This is a genomic window from Dokdonia sp. PRO95 (assembly GCF_000355805.1).
GTDB lineage: Bacteria > Bacteroidota > Bacteroidia > Flavobacteriales > Flavobacteriaceae > Dokdonia.
Genome location: NZ_CM001837.1, coordinates 1,103,266 through 1,124,611, shown reverse-complemented (window position 1 = coordinate 1,124,611; position 21,346 = coordinate 1,103,266). Strand labels below are relative to the sequence as shown.

General features: G+C 38.5%; 21 protein-coding genes. 5 read left to right on the top strand and 16 right to left on the bottom strand.

The window, feature by feature from the left end; genetic code table 11:
- Positions 1 to 143: 143 nt before the first annotated feature.
- The gene (locus tag D017_RS04865; RefSeq protein ID WP_035334984.1) at positions 144 to 617 is read right to left on the bottom strand and encodes a methylated-DNA--[protein]-cysteine S-methyltransferase; all 474 of its coding nucleotides are present in this window, start codon (positions 615 to 617) and stop codon (positions 144 to 146) included.
- A 132-nt stretch (positions 618 to 749) separates the two neighbouring features.
- On the opposite strand from D017_RS04865, the gene D017_RS04860 reads away from it, so the two are divergent.
- On the top strand, positions 750 to 2,939 hold the full coding sequence (locus D017_RS04860; protein ID WP_051583805.1) for a response regulator: 2,190 nt from the start codon (positions 750 to 752) through the stop codon (positions 2,937 to 2,939).
- Position 2,940: 1 nt separating this feature from the next.
- Here D017_RS04860 and D017_RS04855 read toward each other — a convergent pair whose 3' ends face one another.
- Entirely contained in the window at positions 2,941 to 4,056 is a 1,116-nt protein-coding gene (locus tag D017_RS04855; RefSeq protein WP_035334982.1) for a hemolysin family protein, read from the bottom strand.
- 184 nt (positions 4,057 to 4,240) lie between these two features.
- On the opposite strand from D017_RS04855, the gene D017_RS04850 reads away from it, so the two are divergent.
- Entirely contained in the window at positions 4,241 to 4,912 is a 672-nt protein-coding gene (locus tag D017_RS04850; RefSeq protein ID WP_035334979.1) for an HAD family phosphatase, read from the top strand.
- 26 nt (positions 4,913 to 4,938) lie between these two features.
- Here the strand turns inward: D017_RS04850 and D017_RS04845 are convergent, their stop codons facing one another.
- The 4 genes from D017_RS04845 to hemB form a co-directional block, all read right to left on the bottom strand.
- Complete coding sequence (locus D017_RS04845; protein ID WP_035334977.1) at positions 4,939 to 5,349, bottom strand: c-type cytochrome; 411 nt, start codon at positions 5,347 to 5,349, stop codon at positions 4,939 to 4,941.
- Positions 5,349 to 5,807 (bottom strand): DUF3291 domain-containing protein, encoded by a 459-nt coding sequence (locus tag D017_RS04840; protein ID WP_051583804.1) that lies wholly within the window; start codon positions 5,805 to 5,807, stop codon positions 5,349 to 5,351. Before D017_RS04840 ends, D017_RS04845 begins: the two co-directional genes overlap by 1 nt.
- On the bottom strand, positions 5,804 to 6,226 hold the full coding sequence (locus tag D017_RS04835; RefSeq protein WP_160164959.1) for an RDD family protein: 423 nt from the start codon (positions 6,224 to 6,226) through the stop codon (positions 5,804 to 5,806). Before D017_RS04835 ends, D017_RS04840 begins: the two co-directional genes overlap by 4 nt.
- Positions 6,227 to 6,298: 72 nt before the next feature.
- A complete protein-coding gene (gene hemB / locus D017_RS04830; RefSeq protein WP_035334975.1) occupies positions 6,299 to 7,282 on the bottom strand; it encodes a porphobilinogen synthase in 984 nt (327 codons plus the stop codon).
- A gap of 128 nt (positions 7,283 to 7,410) precedes the next feature.
- Here hemB and D017_RS04825 point away from each other — a divergent pair, with 128 nt between their 5' ends.
- Positions 7,411 to 10,074, top strand: coding sequence for a DEAD/DEAH box helicase family protein (locus tag D017_RS04825; RefSeq protein ID WP_035334974.1), 2,664 nt, complete (start codon positions 7,411 to 7,413; stop codon positions 10,072 to 10,074).
- 57 nt (positions 10,075 to 10,131) lie between these two features.
- Here the strand turns inward: D017_RS04825 and D017_RS04820 are convergent, their stop codons facing one another.
- The 9 genes from D017_RS04820 to hemA all read right to left on the bottom strand — a co-directional run bounded on the left by D017_RS04820 (position 10,132) and on the right by hemA (position 18,516).
- Positions 10,132 to 10,905 (bottom strand): T9SS type A sorting domain-containing protein, encoded by a 774-nt coding sequence (locus tag D017_RS04820; RefSeq protein ID WP_035334972.1) that lies wholly within the window; start codon positions 10,903 to 10,905, stop codon positions 10,132 to 10,134.
- 61 nt (positions 10,906 to 10,966) lie between these two features.
- On the bottom strand, positions 10,967 to 11,872 hold the full coding sequence (hemF, locus tag D017_RS04815; protein WP_035334971.1) for an oxygen-dependent coproporphyrinogen oxidase: 906 nt from the start codon (positions 11,870 to 11,872) through the stop codon (positions 10,967 to 10,969).
- A gap of 22 nt (positions 11,873 to 11,894) precedes the next feature.
- A complete protein-coding gene (locus D017_RS04810; protein ID WP_035334970.1) occupies positions 11,895 to 12,653 on the bottom strand; it encodes an EI24 domain-containing protein in 759 nt (252 codons plus the stop codon).
- Position 12,654: 1 nt separating this feature from the next.
- Positions 12,655 to 14,010, bottom strand: a complete 1,356-nt coding sequence (locus D017_RS04805) for a potassium transporter TrkG (protein ID WP_035334969.1) — start codon at positions 14,008 to 14,010, stop codon at positions 12,655 to 12,657.
- A 66-nt stretch (positions 14,011 to 14,076) separates the two neighbouring features.
- Positions 14,077 to 14,535 carry a hypothetical protein gene (locus D017_RS14925; protein WP_160164958.1) on the bottom strand — a complete coding sequence of 153 codons (459 nt, stop codon included), beginning with the start codon at positions 14,533 to 14,535 and terminating at the stop codon, positions 14,077 to 14,079.
- A gap of 26 nt (positions 14,536 to 14,561) precedes the next feature.
- Positions 14,562 to 15,590, bottom strand: a complete 1,029-nt coding sequence (hemE, locus tag D017_RS04795) for a uroporphyrinogen decarboxylase (protein WP_035334967.1) — start codon at positions 15,588 to 15,590, stop codon at positions 14,562 to 14,564.
- A 112-nt stretch (positions 15,591 to 15,702) separates the two neighbouring features.
- The gene (locus D017_RS04790) at positions 15,703 to 16,371 is read right to left on the bottom strand and encodes a uroporphyrinogen-III synthase (protein ID WP_035334966.1); all 669 of its coding nucleotides are present in this window, start codon (positions 16,369 to 16,371) and stop codon (positions 15,703 to 15,705) included.
- On the bottom strand, positions 16,368 to 17,282 hold the full coding sequence (gene hemC, locus D017_RS04785; protein WP_035334965.1) for a hydroxymethylbilane synthase: 915 nt from the start codon (positions 17,280 to 17,282) through the stop codon (positions 16,368 to 16,370). Before hemC ends, D017_RS04790 begins: the two co-directional genes overlap by 4 nt.
- The gene (gene hemA / locus D017_RS04780) at positions 17,275 to 18,516 is read right to left on the bottom strand and encodes a glutamyl-tRNA reductase (protein WP_225969333.1); all 1,242 of its coding nucleotides are present in this window, start codon (positions 18,514 to 18,516) and stop codon (positions 17,275 to 17,277) included. Before hemA ends, hemC begins: the two co-directional genes overlap by 8 nt.
- Before the next feature lie 217 nt (positions 18,517 to 18,733).
- Here hemA and D017_RS04775 point away from each other — a divergent pair, with 217 nt between their 5' ends.
- Entirely contained in the window at positions 18,734 to 19,624 is an 891-nt protein-coding gene (locus D017_RS04775) for an AraC family transcriptional regulator (protein WP_035334964.1), read from the top strand.
- A gap of 113 nt (positions 19,625 to 19,737) precedes the next feature.
- Positions 19,738 to 20,778, top strand: coding sequence for a ferrochelatase (gene hemH / locus D017_RS04770; protein ID WP_035334963.1), 1,041 nt, complete (start codon positions 19,738 to 19,740; stop codon positions 20,776 to 20,778).
- A gap of 9 nt (positions 20,779 to 20,787) precedes the next feature.
- Here hemH and D017_RS04765 read toward each other — a convergent pair whose 3' ends face one another.
- Positions 20,788 to 21,234, bottom strand: coding sequence for a hypothetical protein (locus D017_RS04765; protein WP_035334962.1), 447 nt, complete (start codon positions 21,232 to 21,234; stop codon positions 20,788 to 20,790).
- Between the last annotated feature and the right edge of the window lie 112 nt (positions 21,235 to 21,346).

Here is a 21,346-nt window from a genome sequence, read left to right as displayed (position 1 = left end):
TATTGAAAAATACAATAAATTAATAGAACTCTATGTTAATCAGTGTTTTGAGTCGTATTTTAAGCTCTGTTTGTATATAGTTGAAAAACACATTACGGAATGTTATCTGCTCTATTTACTGCATTATATCTAATTTTTATCATCTAAAATAAAGAACCTTGCGTCACTGGGCTCTCGTGTTCTAAGAGCCACTTTTTACGATGCAATCCACCAGCGTAGCCCGTGAGAGAGCCATCACTACCTATCACGCGATGACAAGGGATGATGATAGAAATAGGATTTTTACCATTTGCACTGGCTGCTGCACGTATTACTTTTGGGTCACCCAGTTGTTTCGCCATAGCAAGATAAGAGGTTGTCTTCCCGAAAGGAATCGCCTCTAGTGCTTTCCATACACGACATTGGAAATCTGTGCCTAACGGACTTATTTTAAGGGAAAAGGTAGTTCGTTTTCCAGCAAAATATTCTTGAAGTTGTGTAACAGCATCCTCAAGCACTTCTGGAACTATAGAAGAAGGCGTTACACCTGTTTCTATAAATAGCACAGAACACAGTCCGCTGCTGGAGCCTTTTAACTCTAATAAACCTATGGGTGTAGCTATGATTACATTTTCCATTATCTCAAATATACCACTTAAGGTGTTGTTTATCTTATTGCCAATCAGTACTTTTATGGATTATAATAACTACATATGCGGCTCGCGCAACACCTTACTTATCTTATTTTCAGCTTATTTTCTTTCATAATAATGGCGCAAACGCCATCTCAAAACATAGAAAATTATCAAAGCAATACTCTGGATCTTGCTGCTATCCAATTGCAGAATCAAGAATATAAAAGTGCTATCCAAACGCTCGATGAGGTTCTTAAAAGAGCGCAAAATCAAGATGATAAAAACAAGCAGTATAGTGGTTACTCCATTCTAGGTAATGTGTATTTATCATTACAAGACACCACAAAGTCACGTAATGTTTTTGAGAAGGCATTAGTGATAGCTCAAGAGCTTAAAAATGATACACTACTAGCATCCTCCTACAACGATTTAGGAAAGTTATATGCATCCTCTGAGGAATATCAAGAAAAGGCAATTAACTACTTGCAAAGAAACATCGAACTCATAGAGAAGTTAGATGGCTCAGATAAGTCACTTGCAGCCCGCATAAACCTCGCAACACTGTACTTAAAACAAGAAAATTTTGAAGAAGCTTACCCTGCTTTAATGCAAGCAAAATTTGCCAGTTTAAGAGATTCTTTAGATCGTAAAAGTCGTGCACGAGTACTCACATTGTTAGGAAGATACTACACTAGCAGTAAACAAGAAACACTCGCCGAAGATGCTTTTATGGAAGCGATAGACATAAGCTTCTCAGAAGGATTAGTAGCCGAAGAGGAGGAGGCCCAAAAACATCTCGCAAAATACTATGAAAGCAATGAAAATTTTGAGGCTGCATATTATCACTCACAAAGACAATTGCAGCTCGCAAATGAAGTCTTTAAAAATGAAAGCCAGAAAGAACTACAGATAGCGAGTGCTCAGTTTTACTCTCGAGAGAATGAACGAGATCTTGAGATAGCAACAAAGGAAAAGGAACTCTTGGATCAAGTAGCCGAGAGCTCGCTCAAAACTACCACAGCACTCCTTTTTGCTTCATCGATATTACTTGTAGCGCTTTTTATAATTTTTACATTGTATAGAGCTCGTAAGCAAAACCTTTTACGCTTACGCGAAAAAAATAAGCAACTAGAAAAAGCAAAGAATGACGCCGAAGAGCTTTCAAAGCTTAAAACACAATTCTTCTCAACTATAAGCCACGAGCTGCGCACACCACTTTATGGAGTTATAGGAATTGCATCAATTTTACTTGAAGACACAGAAGTAAATAAACATAGACATGATTTAAGATCACTCAAATTCTCTGCCGATTATCTGCTGGCACTCATTAACGATGTGCTTCTTATGAGTAAAATGGAGGCAAAAAACATTAAGCTTGAGCATACTCCTTTTAAACTTAATACACTCTTGCGCAGTATCACGCATTCATTTGAATTTAGTCTAGAGCAAAATAATAATAAATTACACTTAGAGATAGACAAAGACCTTCCTAACCAACTTGTGGGTGACTCAGTGAGGCTCTCACAAATCTTAATGAATCTTATAGGAAACGCTATCAAATTCAATGAAAACGGAAATATATGGGTTCGTATTAAAAAGGAATCTATTACCCCAGATGGACTGTATAGAACAGCCTTTGTTATAGAAGATGACGGAATGGGTATCCCTAAAAACAGCCAGAAAAGTGTATTTGAAGAATTCTCTCAAGTAGAAAATAAAAATTATAATTATCAGGGTACTGGATTAGGATTACCTATCGTAAAAAAACTACTAGCGCTTTATGGAAGTGATATTACACTAGTAAGTGAGGAAGGTAAAGGGGCGACATTCTCATTTGTAATTAATTTAGAGAAAGCTACGGGAATTGCTGCTATAGAGCAACAACAACTAGACGCTATAGAAAGTGTTCATACATTGCAAGGAGCACATCTTCTAGTAGTAGATGATAACCGCATTAACCAAAAGATCACCCAAAAACTTCTTGAAAACAAAGGGTTTACATGTGACCTCGCTAGTGACGGTATAGAAGCAGTAACCATGGCTCAAAAGGAAGCATATGATTTAATCCTTATGGATATTCATATGCCTAAAAAAGACGGTGTCGAAGCAACTAAGGACATTAGAAAGTTTGATACAGACATCCCGATAATAGCACTTACAGCTGTGGAGATTGATGAGATACGTCATAAAATTTACAAAGCAGGCATGGATGATATCCTAGTAAAACCTTATGATGTATCTCAATTTTTAAGTGTGATACTCCGTAATATTAAAAATAAGAAGGCACAAACAGTATTGCCTGAAAGTGAAGAGTTTCTAAATTAATTTAAACATCAGAAGGCTTATTTTCTGAGTCAGAATCATCATAAAGGCCTAATGTTTTTGCACGCTTTTGCCAGTTCTTTCTAGCGAGGGTTTGTAAGTCAGCCACGCTGTCGCTCTCGTCCATAATTTCAAGACCTAATAAAGTTTCAATCACGTCTTCCATAGTAACAAGACCACTCATAGTTCCATACTCATCTACCACTAGTGCAACATGATTTTTAGTTGAAACTAGCTGGTCAAAAAGATCTGGAATAGGCAAATTGCGTTTAGTAACAAGAATAGGACGTTCTATCTCCTTCAATGTGGTGGCGTGCTTGTCTAAAGCCATCTCTCGATATACCTCACTTTTTAAAACAATGCCAGTGATATGATCTCTCGTTCCTTCAAAAATAGGAATACGAGAAAAACGTAATGATTGATTTTCGGCAAAGAAATCTGCAACGGTGGTGTTTGCATCTGCCATTTTGATCACCGTACGTGGCGTCATAATATCTTTAGTAAGTACCTCTTTAAAAGTGAGAAGGTTGTTAAGAATTTTTGATTCGCTTTCTTCAAAAACACCATCTTCACCCGCCATTTGTGCCATTGCAGTAAAGTCTTCACGGCTCAACACACTCTCGTGATGACCGCCACCACCTACCATGCGCGTAAAAAGCTGTAGTAACCATAAAATACCTGTGTACTTTAAGAGTAAGACCATTATTTTAAGTGTCTTTGCAGAGAAGTTGGCCAGAGACTTCCAAAATTTTGCACCTATAGTTTTAGGTATAATCTCACTAGCAATTAAGATAAGTAACGTCATTATAGCAGAGACAAAACCAAGAAAATTAATCTCTGTAAAGCCTAAGTTGATAACAAACTCTGGGTATAAATCTGCAGCTACAGTACCTACCATCATTGCACCTACTGTGTGTGCGAGTGTGTTTAAGGTAAGGATTGCGATAAGCGGTTTATCTACATCTTTTTTAAGTTCTTCAAGAGTTTCGGCATAGGCTTTTCCTTCGTTTTTCTTGATGTTTATAAATGTAGGTGTCACACTTAGAAGAACAGCTTCAAGTATAGAACACAAGAATGAAAAAAAGATTGAGATAGTTGCCCACAACAGTAATTGACCCATAATAATGTAATTGTTTTATGTAAATGTATGGAAAAAGCGACGATACTTTAGTGGTGTGAGACGTACTTTATAGGTAGTTACGCTTTCGCGAAAGCGTAATTAATCAAACCGCCCTCAAATCATAACAATAATTTAAGACCAAACACTTGATTTTTGGGTAGGTTCGCATCTCTTATAATTAGATATGAAAAAGCAAGAATTAAAGGCAGTACTTTTTGATTTTGACGGAACCTTAGTAAACTCGGAGTCGCTTCATTTTGATGCATTTAATGAGCTTCTTGAGCCGTTTAATATCAAATATACTTGGGAAGAATATGCGGCTACTATGGCTGGGAAACCAGCGTATTATGCATTAGAACAAATTATCAAAGAACATAACCTTGATGTTCCCTTTCAAGAAACGCTTAAGAAAAAAGAAGCGTTGTCTTATAAAAATCTTCGTAACTCACCAGTTACATTTATGCCTCATGCAATAGAGACGCTCAATTATTATAAAGACAAAGGGATTACCCTAGCACTTGTCACAGGGAGTGATCGTGAGATGGTAGATATTATTTTTGGTAAGGAAGATCTCGCACACTTTTTTGAGATTACAGTGACTTCCTCAGATGTAAAGGATACAAAACCTAATCCAGAATCTTATCTCAAAGCACTTAGTGATCTAGGTCTCCAGCCAAAAAATTGTATCGCTATAGAAGATACACATAGCGGTATGACTTCTGCAAAAGACGCAGGATTGCAGTGTTTAATAGTACAACACGACATTACACAACATAAGAGGTTGCAAAGAGCAGATTCACTCTACACAGATTTAAGAGAAGCACGAGCACATATTGAATCGCGTTTTTCTTTCTAGAAACTCATTTTTTCGCGGAAGCGGAATTATTTATAAGCGGCGATAAAATCTCTCAACTGAGAAGCATTCTCTAGGGTTAGTTTTTCAAACTGAAAGCACCTTTTGCCTTCTAACGGTTTAGATTTGATCAGGTATTTGTGAAATAATGAATCAGAAGGATAGGCCTGCAATACTTTTGAAAGAGCAGGTCCAGTCATCCTTTTTTGCACTTTATGGCAGGCGGCACAATTTGCGTGATAAATAGCCTCTCCAGCAAGCTCTTGGTCTGAAAGATCTTTATTGTACGGACTCACAGTGCCGCAAAATAGCACAGGAGGTAGCGGTGTTGAGCATTCTACATAACTTTCTTCATCGTAATCTATATTCCATAAAATAATCCCTAGTAAGAAAAATCCTAGAAGAGCTACAGCATATATTACAGACGTATTACTTTTCATTAAAAATGAGGCTTTTCAAAAACTTCTTTAAAAGTAAATGCATGCTCACTAGCACCATTTTTTTGGAGATAAGCAAGTCTTTCGATCGCTTCTTTTTCTGTGGGAGTAATTCCAGCCTTTATCCACCATAGCGCATAATGTGCTTCACCATACTTTTGAAACCATTCCTTCTGGCGTTTCATAATAGCCGTGTGGAACGTCTTATAAGTATACGCTCTAAGCGACTCAACATCTTCCCACACGGAGAAATTTATAAGTACCTGCTCATCTGCCAGCGCATTGGGTTTAGGATCGGCATTCTCATCAAAAACATCCCGCCAAACAAAACCTTTAGATTGTTCTGCAAGCGCGTTTACCTCATCTGTATGATCTCTAAAATCCTTCATCTCAGGATCATTTATAGAGACCCCTTTCATTCGGGCGACGTTTACTTGAGCGAGGTGGTAAACTGTAATCATATTGGTAATATCATTGCGTAAAGACTTAAAACAGCATAGATATTTATAATCCCGAAAATTAAACCAAATATAAGCTCCTTGTTTACGCTATAATTTTTTAATTCTGAACCGATTGTGCGTAGTGTGAATTGATCATTATATCCAACTTGAGTTCTGGCTATATAATCACCTATTCTTCGCATTGGATTGAGTATTGTAAACAAAAGATCTATCGGTATTATTGGTAATATATTTCTAAGTGCGCCTTTCCATTCAGAGGTACTTTTAGATTGTAAATCTTGGACTTGTATCCCAAAAATCCTCTTTCCTATACTTTTACCGTTTAGAAAATCTTTATTAATTGCAGCTGGATAAATAAGGAGCATTGTTATAATTAAGTCTGAGGTTAACAACATGATTAGACCTCCTATACCTATCATAATAAGATAGTCTACCAAAAAAGATATAGCCCTTAATTTCAACATTAGTTTGAGTATGTTTTAACCTAACAATTAACTAATCAGCTTCACGACATCCTTTGCAAAGTAACTCGCCATCATGGTTGCTCCAGCACGTTTAATGGCAATTACTTGCTCCATCATCACGCTATCATGATCTAACCAACCTTTTTCGGCAGCGGCTTTGAGCATTGCATACTCGCCACTCACTTGATATACGGCAATAGGTACATTTACTGCTTCTCGTAGGTCACGCACGATATCTAGGTAGCAAAGGCCTGGTTTTACCATCACTATATCTGCTCCTTCCTCTATATCCATGAGCGTTTCTTTAATCGCCTCATCACGATTTGCGAAATCCATCTGATATGTTTTCTTATCCTTTGGAACATCTTTGAGATCAACAGGGGCACTATCCAGTGCATCGCGGAAAGGGCCATAAAAGGAACTTGCATACTTTGCGCTATAGCTCATAATACCAGTGTTATAAAAACCTTCATCTTCTAGCAATGTGCGCATTTCAAAAATACGACCATCCATCATATCACTTGGCGCAAGAATATCTGCACCTGCACGAGCGTGGCTTAGTCCCATTTCGGCAAGAACAGCGGCGGTGTCATCATTTACAATTTCTCCGCTTCCTACAATCCCATCGTGGCCAAAAGACGAATAGGGATCTAATGCCACATCTGTCATCACAACCATTTCTGGACATGCATCCTTAACCGTCTTAATTGCACGCTGCATAAGTCCGTCACTATTAAGAGCCTCTGTTCCAGAGTTGTCTTTAAGGTTATCTGGCACTTTTACAAAAAGCAGTACAGATTTTAATCCCATTGACCACAGCTCTTTTACTTCTTTGGCTATGAGCTCTAAGCTGTACCTATAATATCCAGGCATAGAGTTGATTTCTTCTTTCACACCCTTGCCTTCCACCACAAAAAGTGGAACAATAAAATCATTAGGAGTGATGTATGTCTCACGCACGATAGAACGTATAGCTTCTGAGGTGCGTAGTCTGCGATTTCTGCGTAGCATAAAAAAAGAGGTATATAGATTTATAATCGTCTCGTTAGGTGACCACAACTCTTTTACAAATAGTCGTTCGTACTTCGAATAGTGTGTCTTATATTTAAACAAATTTACCAATTAATTTTCCACTCCCTTTGCTTAAAGAAGCCTTTCATTTCATATACCCGTGGCGCACCTACCAGGAGCGATTTTTAAAGGATTTTAAAAGCCATGCTTCAGATGATCATTTGCACGTAGTCGCACCTCCAGGCTCTGGAAAGACGGTGCTTGGCCTTGAGATGATGCGCCGTGTTAACCAGAAGACGCTTGTACTTGCACCTACAATTACAATAAGAAACCAGTGGGAGCAACGTATGTTTGAGTGTTTTGTGAGCGAGGAAGATTGTACTATTCCGCTTTCGCGAAATATAAAAGAGCCTGCACACATCACTTTTGCTACTTATCAATCACTACATGCTTTTTCAAAAAATGAAATGGAAGGCGACATGGATCGGCTGGTAGCTTTTTTCGCGGAAGCGGGCATCAAACATATTGTATTAGACGAAGCACATCACCTTAAAAATGAGTGGTGGAAACCACTTTTTGCACTCAAAAAACTGGAAGGAACGCTCACCGCATTGACCGCCACACCACCCTATGATAGTGAGCAACGAGAAATAGCCAAATACTTCCAATTATGCGGCCCGATAGATATTGAAATAAGCGTTCCAGAATTAGTGAGAGAAGGAAATCTATGTGCACATCAAGATTACATTTATTTCTCCGAACCAGACGAAGCTCAAATTCAATATATTCTCAAATACCGAGTAAAATCAAAGGGTTTCATTGATTCTCTAGTTGAAAACGAATATTTTGGAACGTTCGTTTTAGAACATACTTTGTACACTTTGACAGATGGATTACTAGATCCTATTTATGAGAAACCAGATTTTTACGTTGCCATTCTCGTGTATCTTCAAGCGCGTGGTCATGAGATCCCAAAAGAGAAAATAGAGGTACTGGGAGTAGATACCGAGAAGGCTCAATTACCACTTTTTAATCAAGAATGGGCAGAGCGATTATTGCAGCCTATACTTGTTACAGACAGAGAGCTTTTTCTAGAAGATGAGGAGATGCTAATGGATGTAGAAAAGCAGCTGCGTAGAGTTGGCGCCTTTGATAATGACCGAGTGAATTTTAAAGGAGAGCGACAGCTCTATAAATCACTTGCGCAAAGTCCTAACAAGCTTAAAAGTATTTGTGAGATTATAGATTTTGAATCCCAAGAAATGGGTGAAGATTTACGTGCAGTAATCCTCACGGATTATGTACGTAAAGAATTCTTAGAAAGCGTAAATGAAGACTTAGCAGATGTAAATAAACTTGGTGTAGTTCCTATTTTTCATCACCTACGACACTCGCTTGCACAAGTAGTAGAAAGCTCTAACGGAATAAACAAATTAGATAAACTGGCTGTTCTCACAGGTACACTTGTTATTATACATAAAGGCTTAGAAAGCGAAATCATCAAAGTACTTTCAAATGATGATTATACCATCACGCCTCTTGATGGAACTCAATTTCTTGTTGTAAAAACAAAGGAGCGTGCAAAAAATGTAATTGTGAGTGTGATTACTCAGTTATTTACAGATGGTCACATACAAATTCTAGTAGGTACCGCAGCTCTGCTAGGGGAAGGTTGGGATGCTCCCGCTATTAATACTTTAGTACTTGGTTCTTACGTGAGCTCTTTTGTAATGTCTAATCAGATGCGTGGTCGTGCGATACGCGTGCAATCTGGTAATCCTGATAAAGTGGCGTCCATCTGGCATCTCGCATGTATAGATCCTACCATAGATGGCGGTGGTGAAGACGTGGCAAAACTCGTAAAACGTTTTGACGCCTTTTGTGGAGTGTCCCTTGAAAATGATCCTTTTATAGAAAATGGCGCCGACCGATTTGCACTTCCTGCAACCACAATCAACAAGGAGACGATTAATGAAAAAATGCTTCAGCTAGCAGCAAACAGAAGCCATATTAAAGAGCGCTGGAATAAAGCCATAGGGACTGGAAAGTTACTTGTGAGAGAACTAAAGTTTGATTTTAGCCCAAGTAGCAAGAAGAAAGAAGCCCAAACACAAAAGGTTTATTACAAAGATGCTGTAAAGTATAGTTTCATGCAGCTGGGGGCTGTCATAACTATGACTATTCCAGAGGTGATTATTAACAATGTAGGAAGCTATTTTTCTAAAGGGATGCTGTTTTTTATTTACGCTACTCTTGGCTCCATTGTTCTCGTGTTAGCACCTAAAACTTATAAGGCGATTGTCAAGTATCTTAAATTTGGGCGTATCGATAAGCAAGTGTATAAAATGGGGCAAGTGGTATTAAAGTCATTGAGAGAGCAATTGCTCATTACCACCCAACTACAACAACTGAAGCTTGGCGTAGAGTATTTACCAAACGGAGAGATTGCTTGTTTTCTCACAGGCGCTACGGCAAAGGAGGAAATACTTTTTGTAAACTGCCTGCAAGAACTTCTAGAACCCGTAGATAATGCACGCTATATGATTGAACAATCGGGTTGGTTTCAAGAGAAATTTGGGTTAGCGAGTTATTATAGTGTGCCTTCTATATTTACAACCAACAAGAAAGATGCTGCCTTATTTTTCAAGTACTGGAAGATTTTTGTGAGTGAAGAGGCAACACTCAACTTTACAAGAACCCGCGATGGTCGTAAGCGATTACTCAAAGCACGTTTTCACTATTTGAATACCGAGAATGGCCTCAAGACAAAAACGTCTGCTATCTGGAGATAAGAGGTTTTTCGCTTTCGCGAAAATGGGCTTAATAAAAATTTTAATTTTTTTAATTTTTTAAAGTTTAACTATCCTATTTGTTATAATTGAATTTTGATATTTATAACGTATAAAATACAGTCCACTTTCTAAAAAAGAAATATTTAATTCGTTATCAATTGCTTGCATTTTTGTTATTTGACCGGTCATTGATATTAAAACTATACTTTCAATATTTTCTGGTAATTTTAAAAAGCCTGACGTTGGATTAGGAAAGATGCTCTTAGTATTTAAAGTAACCCCATTATTGTTGCTTAAAATTGTTTCTTCTAAATTTATTATAAAAGTTAAGTCACAATGGTTAAAACTTGCATTAGCGTCAAATTCATCTAGATCAGTTGAGCTTATAGCGTAACCGTTTTGATAAAATTCACCAGTAGGGTTTATGCACCCTGCTTTAAACCTAATGGTATTACTCCCGGCTATTTCACATTCTTGATTCAGGCAGAAGAGGAAAGCATATTGATTATCGGGTTGGAGTATTATATTTTCATTTATGCTTATGGAAGTTTCATTTGGACTACTATTTATAGCCACTAGGTCATGTTCGTAAATAATATCAGAGTTAGGACCTTGCAATAGTTTAAAAAATAAATTTTTAGATTGATCTTCATCTGAGTAGATAGTTAAATTAGTAATTGCTGCTTCTTGTGAAACAGTAAATATTTGGCCAACCCCGACGTTTGATGAATAAAGCGAATTGTCTACTAACTGTTCTATTGTGATTTGGGAATGTACTTTAAAAGAGAATATTAATAGTAGAAATAGGATTTTCTGAATGTTTTGAATCATCTTCTTAAGATTGTTTTCTTATAATTATCTTGTTGTCCGTTAAATAGTTCGGATAGTTTTATTAAGAAACCCATTCCTTCGGCTCCTGCAGCACTTTAATTAATCGTTCTTCTTCGCTTCCAGGTGCTGGGTGGTGATCATATTTCCACTGTACTACGGGTGGTAGGCTCATTAAAATACTTGCAATGCGGCCATTAGTTTTTAGCCCAAAGAGGGTTCCTTTATCGTGTACAAGATTAAATTCTACGTAACGACCACGGCGTACCTCTTGCCAGTCTTTTTGTTCTTTCGCGAAAGCGGTATCCTTCCTACGCTCCACAATAGGAACGTATGCCTCTAAGAAACTGTCGCCCACAGTGGTCACAAAGTTGTACCAGTCTTGCATAGAGCGCTCTTCGGTAGCTTTGCAGTAATCAAAAAATAAACCTCCTATACCGCGACCTTCATTGCGGTGTGTGTTGTAAAAATACTCATCACAACGTGCTTTGTATTTTGGGTAAAAATCGGCATCGTGTGCATCACAAGCGGTTTTACACGTCTGGTGAAAGTGCGTTGCATCTTCATCAAAAAGGTAATAAGGAGTGAGGTCTTGCCCTCCACCAAACCATTGGTCTACAATGTTTCCTTCTTTATCATACATCTCAAAATAACGCCAGTTTGCGTGCACCGTAGGCACCATAGGGCTCTTAGGATGAAGCACTAGAGATAGACCGCAGGCAAAGAAGTTTGCATCTTCTACACCAAAGTATTTTTGCATTGCTTCTGGTAACTCACCGTGTACTTGTGAGGTGTTTACACCTCCTTTTTCAAAGATATTTCCGTTTTCAATCACGCGTGTGCGACCACCACCACCTTCTGGGCGTTTCCAGTTATCTTCTTGAAAGCTGGCCTTACCATCTAGTTGCTCTAGTGTGCTAGTAATTTGATCTTGAAGGTTGAGTATGTAGTTTACAAATTGTTCTTTCATTATATGTTTTTTAGGTGGTGACCTATGCAGTCAGGCTAGTGTGATGATCCTTGTCAAGTAATTTTATGGTTTGTACCGTCGCTGCAGTTACAGATATGGGTAAAACGAGTATAATTCCCACAAGAGGGATGATAAGAAACAGCATAAATACAATACCGTTACCTATGGCTTGGCCCTTGTTTCTTTTTACAAAATCTACGCTTTCTCTATACTTAAAATGACGTTCTAGTGTGTAGTCCATATTACCGAAACCTGCGTAGTATGCTTGCGTGAGAAATAGTAAAATAGTGGCAGCAATACTCCCTATAATTGGGATAAAATTGAGTAGTAAGATAGGTAGTGTGATAAGCAATTCTAGTCCCAAGTTACGCACGTTTATGCGTATGCCTCGTATAAGTTGTTCGGTGTTTGAGGTGTCTCTATGGGTGTGATTTTCTCCTTTAAGGTGAGCTTCTATTTTTTCTGAAACAGGGCTCATAAATGGAGCGCTCAGTGCCATTATAATGTGTTTATATAAGATAAGGCCTATGGCGATAATGAGTAGTGCGCTTACTATCTCTGCAAATATAAAGAAGGCGTGTCTTCCCGTTTCCCAAGGCCAGATTTGCTCTACCCAGTGACCTATATTATCAGAAAAACCCCAGGCAGATGCTGCAATCATCGAGGCAGTAATAAGACTTATAGCCATTGGGATGGCAAAATACTTCCAAAGCCCCAGCTTTGAGATTAACCCAAATGATGTTCTATACGTTTGTAATCCGTTTAAGATGCCTTTTATCATATTATACTGCTATATCTTCTTTGAGAACTTCTCTATCTTCCTTTGTGATTCCTTTTGACCAAATGGCGAGGCCAAAGGTAAGTACACCTAGTCGACCTATAAACATAAGGATTATGATAATAATCTTACCTATACTGCTTAAATCTCCAGTAATCCCAGTACTCACACCCACAGTACCAAGTGCAGAGGCCACTTCAAATAAAATATTTTCAAAATCAAAATCTTCTGAAAATGTGAGTATAAACGTCCCTACAAAAATAAGTGTTGTATAAAATATAAAAGATGATGTTGCCACGTATAGTCGCTCATAAGGAATGCGTTTTCCTAAGAAGGTGATGTTTTTAGGTCCTTTGAGTCGGCTTTTCATTATGGCAAATACGGCAGTAAGTGTCGTAATTTTCATACCTCCAGCTGTACCAGAAGGAGAGGCACCTATGTACATCAAAAATATAGTTACAAGTAACATAGGTAATACAAAAGTACCAAAGTCAACAGTATTAAAACCTACTGTAGTCATTGCGGTCATAGATTGAAAAAATGCAGCACTCACTCGAGCTGACCCACTCAGGCTTGAGATGGACGGCTCTAAGAAGTAAAAAAATAAGTATCCAAAAGCTAGAAGTATAAGCGAACCTATTGCGACAATCTTTGTTGTAAAGCTAAGCGAGTGTGTTCTGTTTTTTAACCATAAGCCCACGTCTGTAATCACAATAAAACCTAGAGAACCGCAAATAGCGAGCATTGATATGGTAAAGTTTATGAGTCCATTATCTACGTAAGGTGTAAATCCACTATTAAAAAGACTAAAACCAGCGGTACAAAAAGCACTTATACTATGAAAAATAGATGACCAGATTGCCTCTCCCGTTCCCATACCATCTGACTTAAAAGCAATAAAGAATAATATGGCACCTAGAATTTCCATTATTACCGTATATAGTACTACAGATTTTAAAAAGTCTTTGATACGTATAGTAACGGGTAATGTAAACTCTGTATTGAGAATACTTTTATGCCAGGGTGTTATTTTATGGGTAGTAGATAGCAGCATAAATGTAGTAAAGGTCAAGTAACCTATACCTCCCAGCTGGAAAAGTGCCATTATAACAAATTGTCCTCCTATGTTATATGAGTCAAAAATAGACATCGTAACCAGCCCCGTAGTACTCACTGCAGAGGTTGCAATAAATAGATGATCTAGTATTGAGGCACTCGTCTTTTGTAACCAAGGCAAGCTCAGGAGTAAAGTTCCTACTAAAACATATGTGAGAAAACCATAAAATAAATTTTGCTGCGGCGTCCAACTCCTTTTAAGTGCGGTGTATCGTAAACTCAGCTTGTTGTAGAATGTTCTCATAGCTAGAAATTATACTCAAAAGTATTTGTTTTGCCCTCCATAGCCTGTTTACATATGGTTAAATTATCACCCTAAGTGAACTAGTACTGTATCACAACGCTTGATTTCTTTTAGAGTAGTACGCTTTCGCGAAAGCGGGACCATTTCCAGCAATTGTGTCACCAGTTGCTCTTCGTCTTGCCCGCAAAGACTAGTGATGAGGTCGCGCCCCACGCGGTTATTATGCAAGTCCATCGCACGTTCTAAAGGTGCGTTAGGAGAGAAATCTTCGTGCCAGTCTGTAAACCGTTTTGCCCACGCCAGCGAGCGCTGCAGTGGCAAGCCTCGTTGCACACTAAGGTGTACGATAAGCATATTCCACAGGGCGTGTCTAAAAGCATTTTCTGGGCCGTTGAGGTGCTGTTTTTTGCCATAATGTTTATTACATATAGCAACCGTTTTGCGAGTTCCTCTTATAGTAGGAATCACAAATCTAGGGTGGCGTGCACTGAGCCAAAAAAGGCTCCACAGCTGTTTAAAATCCATAGATTTGACAACAGCCCAGACGTTCATTATGCTTTGTACTCTTTTACTGCTTCTATAAATGCACCAGCATTTTCTATAGGAATGTTAGGTAAAATACCGTGACCAAGATTTACAATATACTTGTCTTTGCCAAATTCATTAATCATCTCGTGCACCATTCTCTTGATCTCGCTAGGAGGTGAGAATAATCGAGTAGGGTCAAAGTTACCTTGCAGCGTGATATTACCACCAGTAAGGTAGCGAGCGTTGCGTGCAGAGCACGTCCAGTCTACACCTAGTGCAGATGCTCCAGATTTTGCCATTTTATCAAGTGCAAACCAGCACCCTTTTCCAAAGGCAATTACGGGAGCCTCATCTTTAAGTGCGTCTATAATTTGCTGTATGTATTGCCACGAGAATTCTTGATAATCTACTGGTGAGAGCATTCCTCCCCAGCTATCAAAAACTTGTACTGCATTTACACCAGCCTCTACTTTTTTCTTAAGATAAGCAATGGTAGTATCTGTGATTTTTTGAAGTAAAGCGTGCGCGGCTAGTGGTTGTGTAAAACAAAACTCTTTTGCCTTGTCAAAGTTTTTTGACCCTTGACCTTGTACACAGTAACAAAGTATCGTCCACGGTGATCCTGCAAAACCTATAAGCGGAATCTCGTCATTGAGTTTTTCCTTAGTCATCTTAATGGCATCCATCACATAGCCTAGCGTCTCATCGATATCTGGAACAATTACTTGCTCCACATCTTTTGCAGACCGTATAGGGTTAGGTAGCCACGGTCCTACATTAGGCTTCATTTCTACATCAATATTCATTGCCTGTGGGATCACTAAGATGTCAGAAAATAAAATAGCAGCATCCATCCCATAACGACGTATAGGTTGTACGGTAATCTCACTCGCAAGCTCAGGAGTCTGGCAGCGTGTAAAGAAGTCATACTTTGCTTTGATTTCCATAAATTCTGGAAGGTATCTCCCAGCCTGACGCATCATCCATACTGGTGGACGGTCTACAGTTTCTCCTTTAAGTGCTCTTAAAAATAGGTCGTTTTTTATGCTCATATCTCTAGGTCTGTTCGAGCGCAGTCGAGAACTTAATTGTACTCTTATAATGAACCTCTCGACTGCGCTCGAGGGGACAATTTTATGTTTTTCTAGATGCTTATGTTCTAGATTATTCTTTCAATATTTTCACCGCTTTAGCAATGGTGCTTTCTATAGTTGTTGCATTAGACACGATTACTTTTTTAAAGTGTAATCTTGCCGTTGTGGCAGTGGTCTCGCCTATGCAAAACGCTGTGCTGTCTATTGCTCGTGTGTTTTTGTTCGCTTTCGCGAAAGCGTTCACACCACTCGGACTAAAAAACAATATACCATCAAATGTACGGTCAAAAGACTGTGTTATTTGATGAGTTTCATAAACCATCACTTCTTCGCACGCTACATTATTTTCTTTGAGTAATGTAGGTAACTCATCTCTGCGCTGTCTCCCGCAGAAGTAAGTGAACGATTCGTTTTTATGGTTTTTGGCTATAAAATGAGCCAATTCTTCTCCATTTTGAGCTGTTTTTGTCACTTTTATGCCATTTTCGGCTAGAAGTGCTGTTGTTTTTATGCCAACAACAAAACAACTTTTTATACTTTCTACTTGCTCACTAGAAAGGTTCGTACATAAAGCGCGTACTCCATTTTGAGAGGTGATAATGATATTTTTTAGCTTTCGCGAAAGCGTAAAAGCAACCTCTTGTGTGCGTATCGCATCATATTCCACAAATTGTAAGCCTGCATTGAGAAGTAGCTCTCGCTGGTTAGGCTTTAGTTTTTTTGTGGATAGCACGGTCATTTTTTCAAGCTACTCTTGATTTCCTTCATTAATGCTCTACCACCATTATCAAGAACCTCTAGCGCACAGTCTGTACCAAAACCTAGTGCATTTTCTGTTGAGACTACTTGCTCAACTTCAATCTTTGTCGCGCCGTCTAGTGAAAAAAGGACTCCCTTAAAACGTATGGCTCCATCTATTTCTTGTGCTAGTGCACCTATGGGTGCGGTACAACCGCCTTCTAGCGTGCGTAAGAACTCGCGTTCTATATGGGTGCACAATGCTGTCGTGCGATCGTTAAGCTTTGCACAAGCTTCTTTAGAAAATGTATCTTCTTCCATTGCTACCACGAGCATAGCTCCTTGTGCCGGCGCAGGAATCATCCAGTCAAGTACTTCATAATTTTCTGGAAGTACATTAATGCGTTTAAGGCCTGCCTTTGCAAAAATGGCGCCCGTCCAGTCACTTTCTTCTAGCTTTTGTAAGCGTGTGTTTACATTACCACGTATATCTGTGGTTTTGTGGTTAGGGTAGCGATTGAGCCACTGGGCTTGCCTTCTTAAACTACCTGTCGCGATGGTGCAGGCTTGCTTATAATCTGGCGCGCCTTTGTGTACTAAAATATCTTCGGTCTCTGCTCTAGGTAATACTGCAGCTTGCACAATCCCTATAGGTAATGCCGTAGGGACGTCTTTCATACTATGCACGGCAATATCTACCGTACCATTGAGCATTGCAACATCTAGTGTTTTTGTAAAAATGCCAGTGATACCTAGTTCATATAACGGCTTATCAAGTATGAGGTCCCCTGTAGATTTTACAGGTACGAGCTCTGTGGTATAGCCGTGATCTTCTAGTTGTTTTTGAACTGTTTTTGCCTGCCAGAGAGCGAGCTCACTGTCTCGAGTGCCTATTCGTATCGTTTTAGACATTATGTTGATCTAGTTGGAAAATAGTGGAAATTAAGGCAATGCTTTCTTCGGTTTCTCCATTTGCGTGACGCAGGTGATGTGCTACCTGGTTTGTAATTTTCTGAATGATTTTATCACTCATAGCTGTTGCCGTCGCCTCGCTAAAATCTGGAGTTTTCTTGCGTACATTTTCTAGCTCTGCGGCTTGTACTTCTTTAAGTCTAGCCTTGAGAGCCTTTACGGTAGGAGCAAACTTTCTGGTTTGTAACCAGGCGTTAAACTCATCTGTAATTTCCTTTATGATGGCTTCTGCCTGTGGGATATATCCTTGACGACGCTTAAGTGTGGCGTCTGTCATTTTTGATAATTGATCTAGATGTATGAGTGTGACATTCTCTAGCTCTTCTACATCATTAGATACGTTTTTAGGTATCGATAAATCTAGTATAAGAAGTGGCTTTTTAGAATGGATAATCTCTTTGCTTACCGTAGGTTTTTGAGCTCCTGTGGCTACAACGAGTACATCTGTTTGTGCAATCTCACTTTCTATCTGGGCATACTCTTTTACTAGTAAGTTAAATTTACCAGCGATTTTATCTGCCTTTTCTTTAGTTCTATTAATGAGGGTGATGTGCTCATTTTTAGTGTGCTTCACTAAGTTTTCACAAGTGTTGCGACCTATTTTACCAGTACCAAAAAGAAGAATATTCTTTTCTGACATATAAGGCACACGTGCCATTATATATTGTACTGCTGCAAAACTCACCGAAGTTGCACCACTTGAAATCTCGGTTTCATTTTTAATGCGCTTACTGGCTTGTATAACGGCGTTTACTAATCGCTCCATAAAAGGATTAATAAGTTGCAGTTTTTTAGAACGCTTAAAACCAATCTTAAGCTGACCTATAATTTCAAAATCGCCTAGTATCTGGCTATCAAGACCGGTACCTACTTTAAAGAGGTGGGCAATCGCGTCATCTCCCTTGTGCAAGTATGCTACGTCTAGAAACTCTTCTATAGTTCCGTGCGTATGCTCGCATAAAATTTTTACTAGTGTAATCGCGTCTGGTGCAAAGCCGTATAACTCTGTACGGTTACAAGTAGATATTACGGTAAGAGCCGTAACGCCTTCATCGCGAGCGCCATTAAGAATGGCGGCTTGTGCTGTTTCTGATATTGCAAAATGCCCACGCGTGGTCGCGTCTGCTTTTTTGTAACTCAGACCTATGGCATAAAACTGTTGCTCTCTATTCAAAAGTATAATTCTATTTGTATCCCAAATATGAGGGAGTGCAAAAATAAAGGTCACTCTCCTTAAAAAATAACGCTAGAAGAATCATTTGTGTCGAGAGCGGTTTATCACGTCTGTAATAAACCGTAAATTTGTGTAAGCTATCGTTATGACTGCTAGTGGCAAAGGAATACCCTCATCTTAATTTAGAGTGATTCTAAATAAAAAAGAGATCAATAAAATGGAATTAAATAAAAAAAGTAACGCTCAAGGTTTGCTTAAAGAGATTGAAATAGAAGACGGTTTTTATGTCTTACGTTTTGATAACAATGATTCTAATGTGAGCCAAGTGGAGCGAGAGGTAGATAGTAGCTTTATACAGTTTCATTTTTGTATCAAGGGCTCTGCGGTGTTTAATTTTAATAATGGAGCCTATCAACTTTCTATTACAGATGAGAATTCGCTGTTACTATATAATCCGCAGCGTGATTTACCTATGAATCTAGAACTCGCCCCAGAGACCTGGCTGGTGAGTGTCATTATCTCTATCAAGAAATTTCATAGCTTATTTTCAAGCGAGGCAAATTTTATGCATTTCTTAAGTGATGAAAATAAAGATAGAAAGTACTACAAGGACGGCAGCATCTCACCTAGTATGGCGATTGTGCTTAACCAGTTAATGAATTACAGCTTGCACCCTTCTATAATGCAATTGTATTTTAAAGGAAAAAGTTACGAGCTACTAAGCCTCTACTTTAATAGACCAGCAGATGTAGATATAGAACAATGCCCTTTTCTAGTAGATGAGGATAATGTGCAAAAAATAAAGCGTGCTAAGCAAATAATTATTGCAAGAATGGATGCACCACCCACACTAAGTGAATTATCAGATGAGATAGGTCTCTCACTCAGTAAATTAAAAGAAGGCTTTAAACAAATCTATGGAGACTCTGTGTTTAGTTTCTTATTTGACTATAAAATGGAAGTCGCACGCCAGTTGCTAGAGACGGGATCACATAATGTAAATGAGGTAGGTCTTAAAGTAGGCTATAGTACGGCGAGTCACTTTATAGCTGCTTTTAAAAAGAAATTTGGTACCACCCCAAAAAAGTATTTAATGAGCTTGGGGTAGGTACGCTTTCGCGAAAGCGTAAAAACTAATACCATTATCACAAAGTCTTATAACAATCATAACATTTAAAAGAAGGTTAAGCCTTATTTTTGTTAAAGAAAAATTGCCAACAAATGAACAAAGGAGTTTTAATGGTTAATCTGGGATCACCAGATAGTACAGATCCAAAAGACGTAAAAAAATACCTAGGCGAGTTCTTAATGGACGAGCGCGTAATAGATGTTCCTTATGCTGCAAGAGCATTGCTAGTAAAAGGTATTATCTTAAATACACGCCCTAAAAAGAGTGCAGAGGCCTATAGTAAGATATGGTGGGATGAAGGATCACCGTTAATTGTTCTTACTGAACGCTTGCAGGAAAAAGTGCAAAGCCACACAAAACTCCCTGTAGAAATCGCAATGCGATATGGTACACCTTCTATAAAAGAAGGACTTCAAAAATTACACGATCAAGGGATTGATGAGGTAATGCTATTACCATTATACCCTCAGTATGCAATGGCAACTACAGAAACCATCTTAGTACTAGCCGAAGAGATACGTGCTGAGTTTTTCCCTAAAATGAAGATTACAGATGTAAAGCCATTTTACAACAAGCCAGAGTACATCAAGGTGCTAGGAGACTCTATTGCAGATAGCCTTAAAGGTGTAGATTATGAACATCTCTTATTTTCTTATCACGGTGTACCAGAAAGGCACATACGTAAGAGTGATGTGACGAGTATGCACTGTAAAATAGATGGTTCTTGCTGTATGTCACAATCTAAGGCACACGAGTTTTGCTATCGTCACCAGTGTTATGAGACTACAAGGTTAGTAGGCGAATATTTAGGTATGGAGCCACTTACATACTCTACCTCCTTTCAATCACGTTTAGGTTTTGACCCGTGGTTACAGCCGTATACAGACCGTACAATAGAACGTATGGGTAAAGAAGGATTTAAGAAAATGGCAATTGCAACACCAGCATTTGTATCAGACTGTCTTGAGACGCTAGAAGAAATTGCGATGGAGGGTGAAGAAATCTTTCACGAGGCTGGAGGAAAGGACTTCCATACCATTCCTTGTATCAATGATCGTGATGACTGGGCAGGTGTTGTTGCAGGGTGGATAAATGAATGGGCGCTTGTAGAGGCTGGTAAGGCTATAGCGTAGTTAAGTTGTTTAAGCTTTAGAGCGCAGTTTAGTTTGCCTTGGGTTTATAGTCCCTTCTTTTTCAGAGAAGGTTGACTTTTCTCCAAAGGGAACGTTGTTCATAACGCTTATTGCTTCGTCGATAGTGATGAAGAGCTTAATAGGATATTTTGTAAAATTCTGCTCAAAGTGAATTACTTTCTTCGTAGTAATTTTATCTGCTACAATGTGTAAAGCACTTATGTCTGGGTAGTACGGACATTTCATATAGACTATGGGGTCTATTGTAAAGTCTACTGTTCTGTCAAAGATGAAGCCGTATTTAAGCCCGTTATAAAATGCGCGAGATTGCTCGTGAAGTTCTATAGTTTTTGAAATATCTAATACGATTCCTTCTTTCATTTTGCATATTATAAAAGTTTTATAAAACTCAATAGTTGCAAAAGAAAGTTTTTTAACTTGAATTAAATTACTCATATCTGAGGATGTTTGGGAAACATTAATTTACTGTTATACAGCATATTGCACGTGGCAAAAGTAAATAATCTATTACCTAGCTTACGTTAAAACTTTGATAACGTTTCATTAT

Bases quoted from the DNA above. Each gene is read 5' to 3' on its own strand.
- D017_RS04850 (WP_035334979.1), top strand. From the start codon at position 4,241: ATGAAAAAGCAAGAATTAAAGGCAGTACTTTTTGATTTTGACGGAACC.
- D017_RS04860 (WP_051583805.1), top strand. From the start codon at position 750: ATGGCGCAAACGCCATCTCAAAACATAGAAAATTATCAAAGCAATACT.
- D017_RS14925 (WP_160164958.1), bottom strand. From the start codon at position 14,535: ATGGATTTTAAACAGCTGTGGAGCCTTTTTTGGCTCAGTGCACGCCAC.
- D017_RS04810 (WP_035334970.1), bottom strand. From the start codon at position 12,653: ATGATAAAAGGCATCTTAAACGGATTACAAACGTATAGAACATCATTT.
- D017_RS04835 (WP_160164959.1), bottom strand. From the start codon at position 6,226: ATGATAGGTATAGGAGGTCTAATCATGTTGTTAACCTCAGACTTAATT.
- hemE (WP_035334967.1), bottom strand. From the start codon at position 15,590: ATGAGCATAAAAAACGACCTATTTTTAAGAGCACTTAAAGGAGAAACT.
- D017_RS04840 (WP_051583804.1), bottom strand. From the start codon at position 5,807: ATGATTACAGTTTACCACCTCGCTCAAGTAAACGTCGCCCGAATGAAA.
- D017_RS04865 (WP_035334984.1), bottom strand. From the start codon at position 617: ATGGAAAATGTAATCATAGCTACACCCATAGGTTTATTAGAGTTAAAA.
- hemC (WP_035334965.1), bottom strand. From the start codon at position 17,282: ATGTCTAAAACGATACGAATAGGCACTCGAGACAGTGAGCTCGCTCTC.
- hemH (WP_035334963.1), top strand. From the start codon at position 19,738: ATGAACAAAGGAGTTTTAATGGTTAATCTGGGATCACCAGATAGTACA.
- D017_RS04845 (WP_035334977.1), bottom strand. From the start codon at position 5,349: ATGAAAAGTAATACGTCTGTAATATATGCTGTAGCTCTTCTAGGATTT.
- hemB (WP_035334975.1), bottom strand. From the start codon at position 7,282: ATGCTACGCAGAAATCGCAGACTACGCACCTCAGAAGCTATACGTTCT.
- D017_RS04820 (WP_035334972.1), bottom strand. From the start codon at position 10,905: ATGATTCAAAACATTCAGAAAATCCTATTTCTACTATTAATATTCTCT.
- D017_RS04765 (WP_035334962.1), bottom strand. From the start codon at position 21,234: ATGAGTAATTTAATTCAAGTTAAAAAACTTTCTTTTGCAACTATTGAG.
- D017_RS04775 (WP_035334964.1), top strand. From the start codon at position 18,734: ATGGAATTAAATAAAAAAAGTAACGCTCAAGGTTTGCTTAAAGAGATT.
- hemF (WP_035334971.1), bottom strand. From the start codon at position 11,872: ATGAAAGAACAATTTGTAAACTACATACTCAACCTTCAAGATCAAATT.
- D017_RS04805 (WP_035334969.1), bottom strand. From the start codon at position 14,010: ATGAGAACATTCTACAACAAGCTGAGTTTACGATACACCGCACTTAAA.
- D017_RS04855 (WP_035334982.1), bottom strand. From the start codon at position 4,056: ATGGGTCAATTACTGTTGTGGGCAACTATCTCAATCTTTTTTTCATTC.
- D017_RS04790 (WP_035334966.1), bottom strand. From the start codon at position 16,371: ATGACCGTGCTATCCACAAAAAAACTAAAGCCTAACCAGCGAGAGCTA.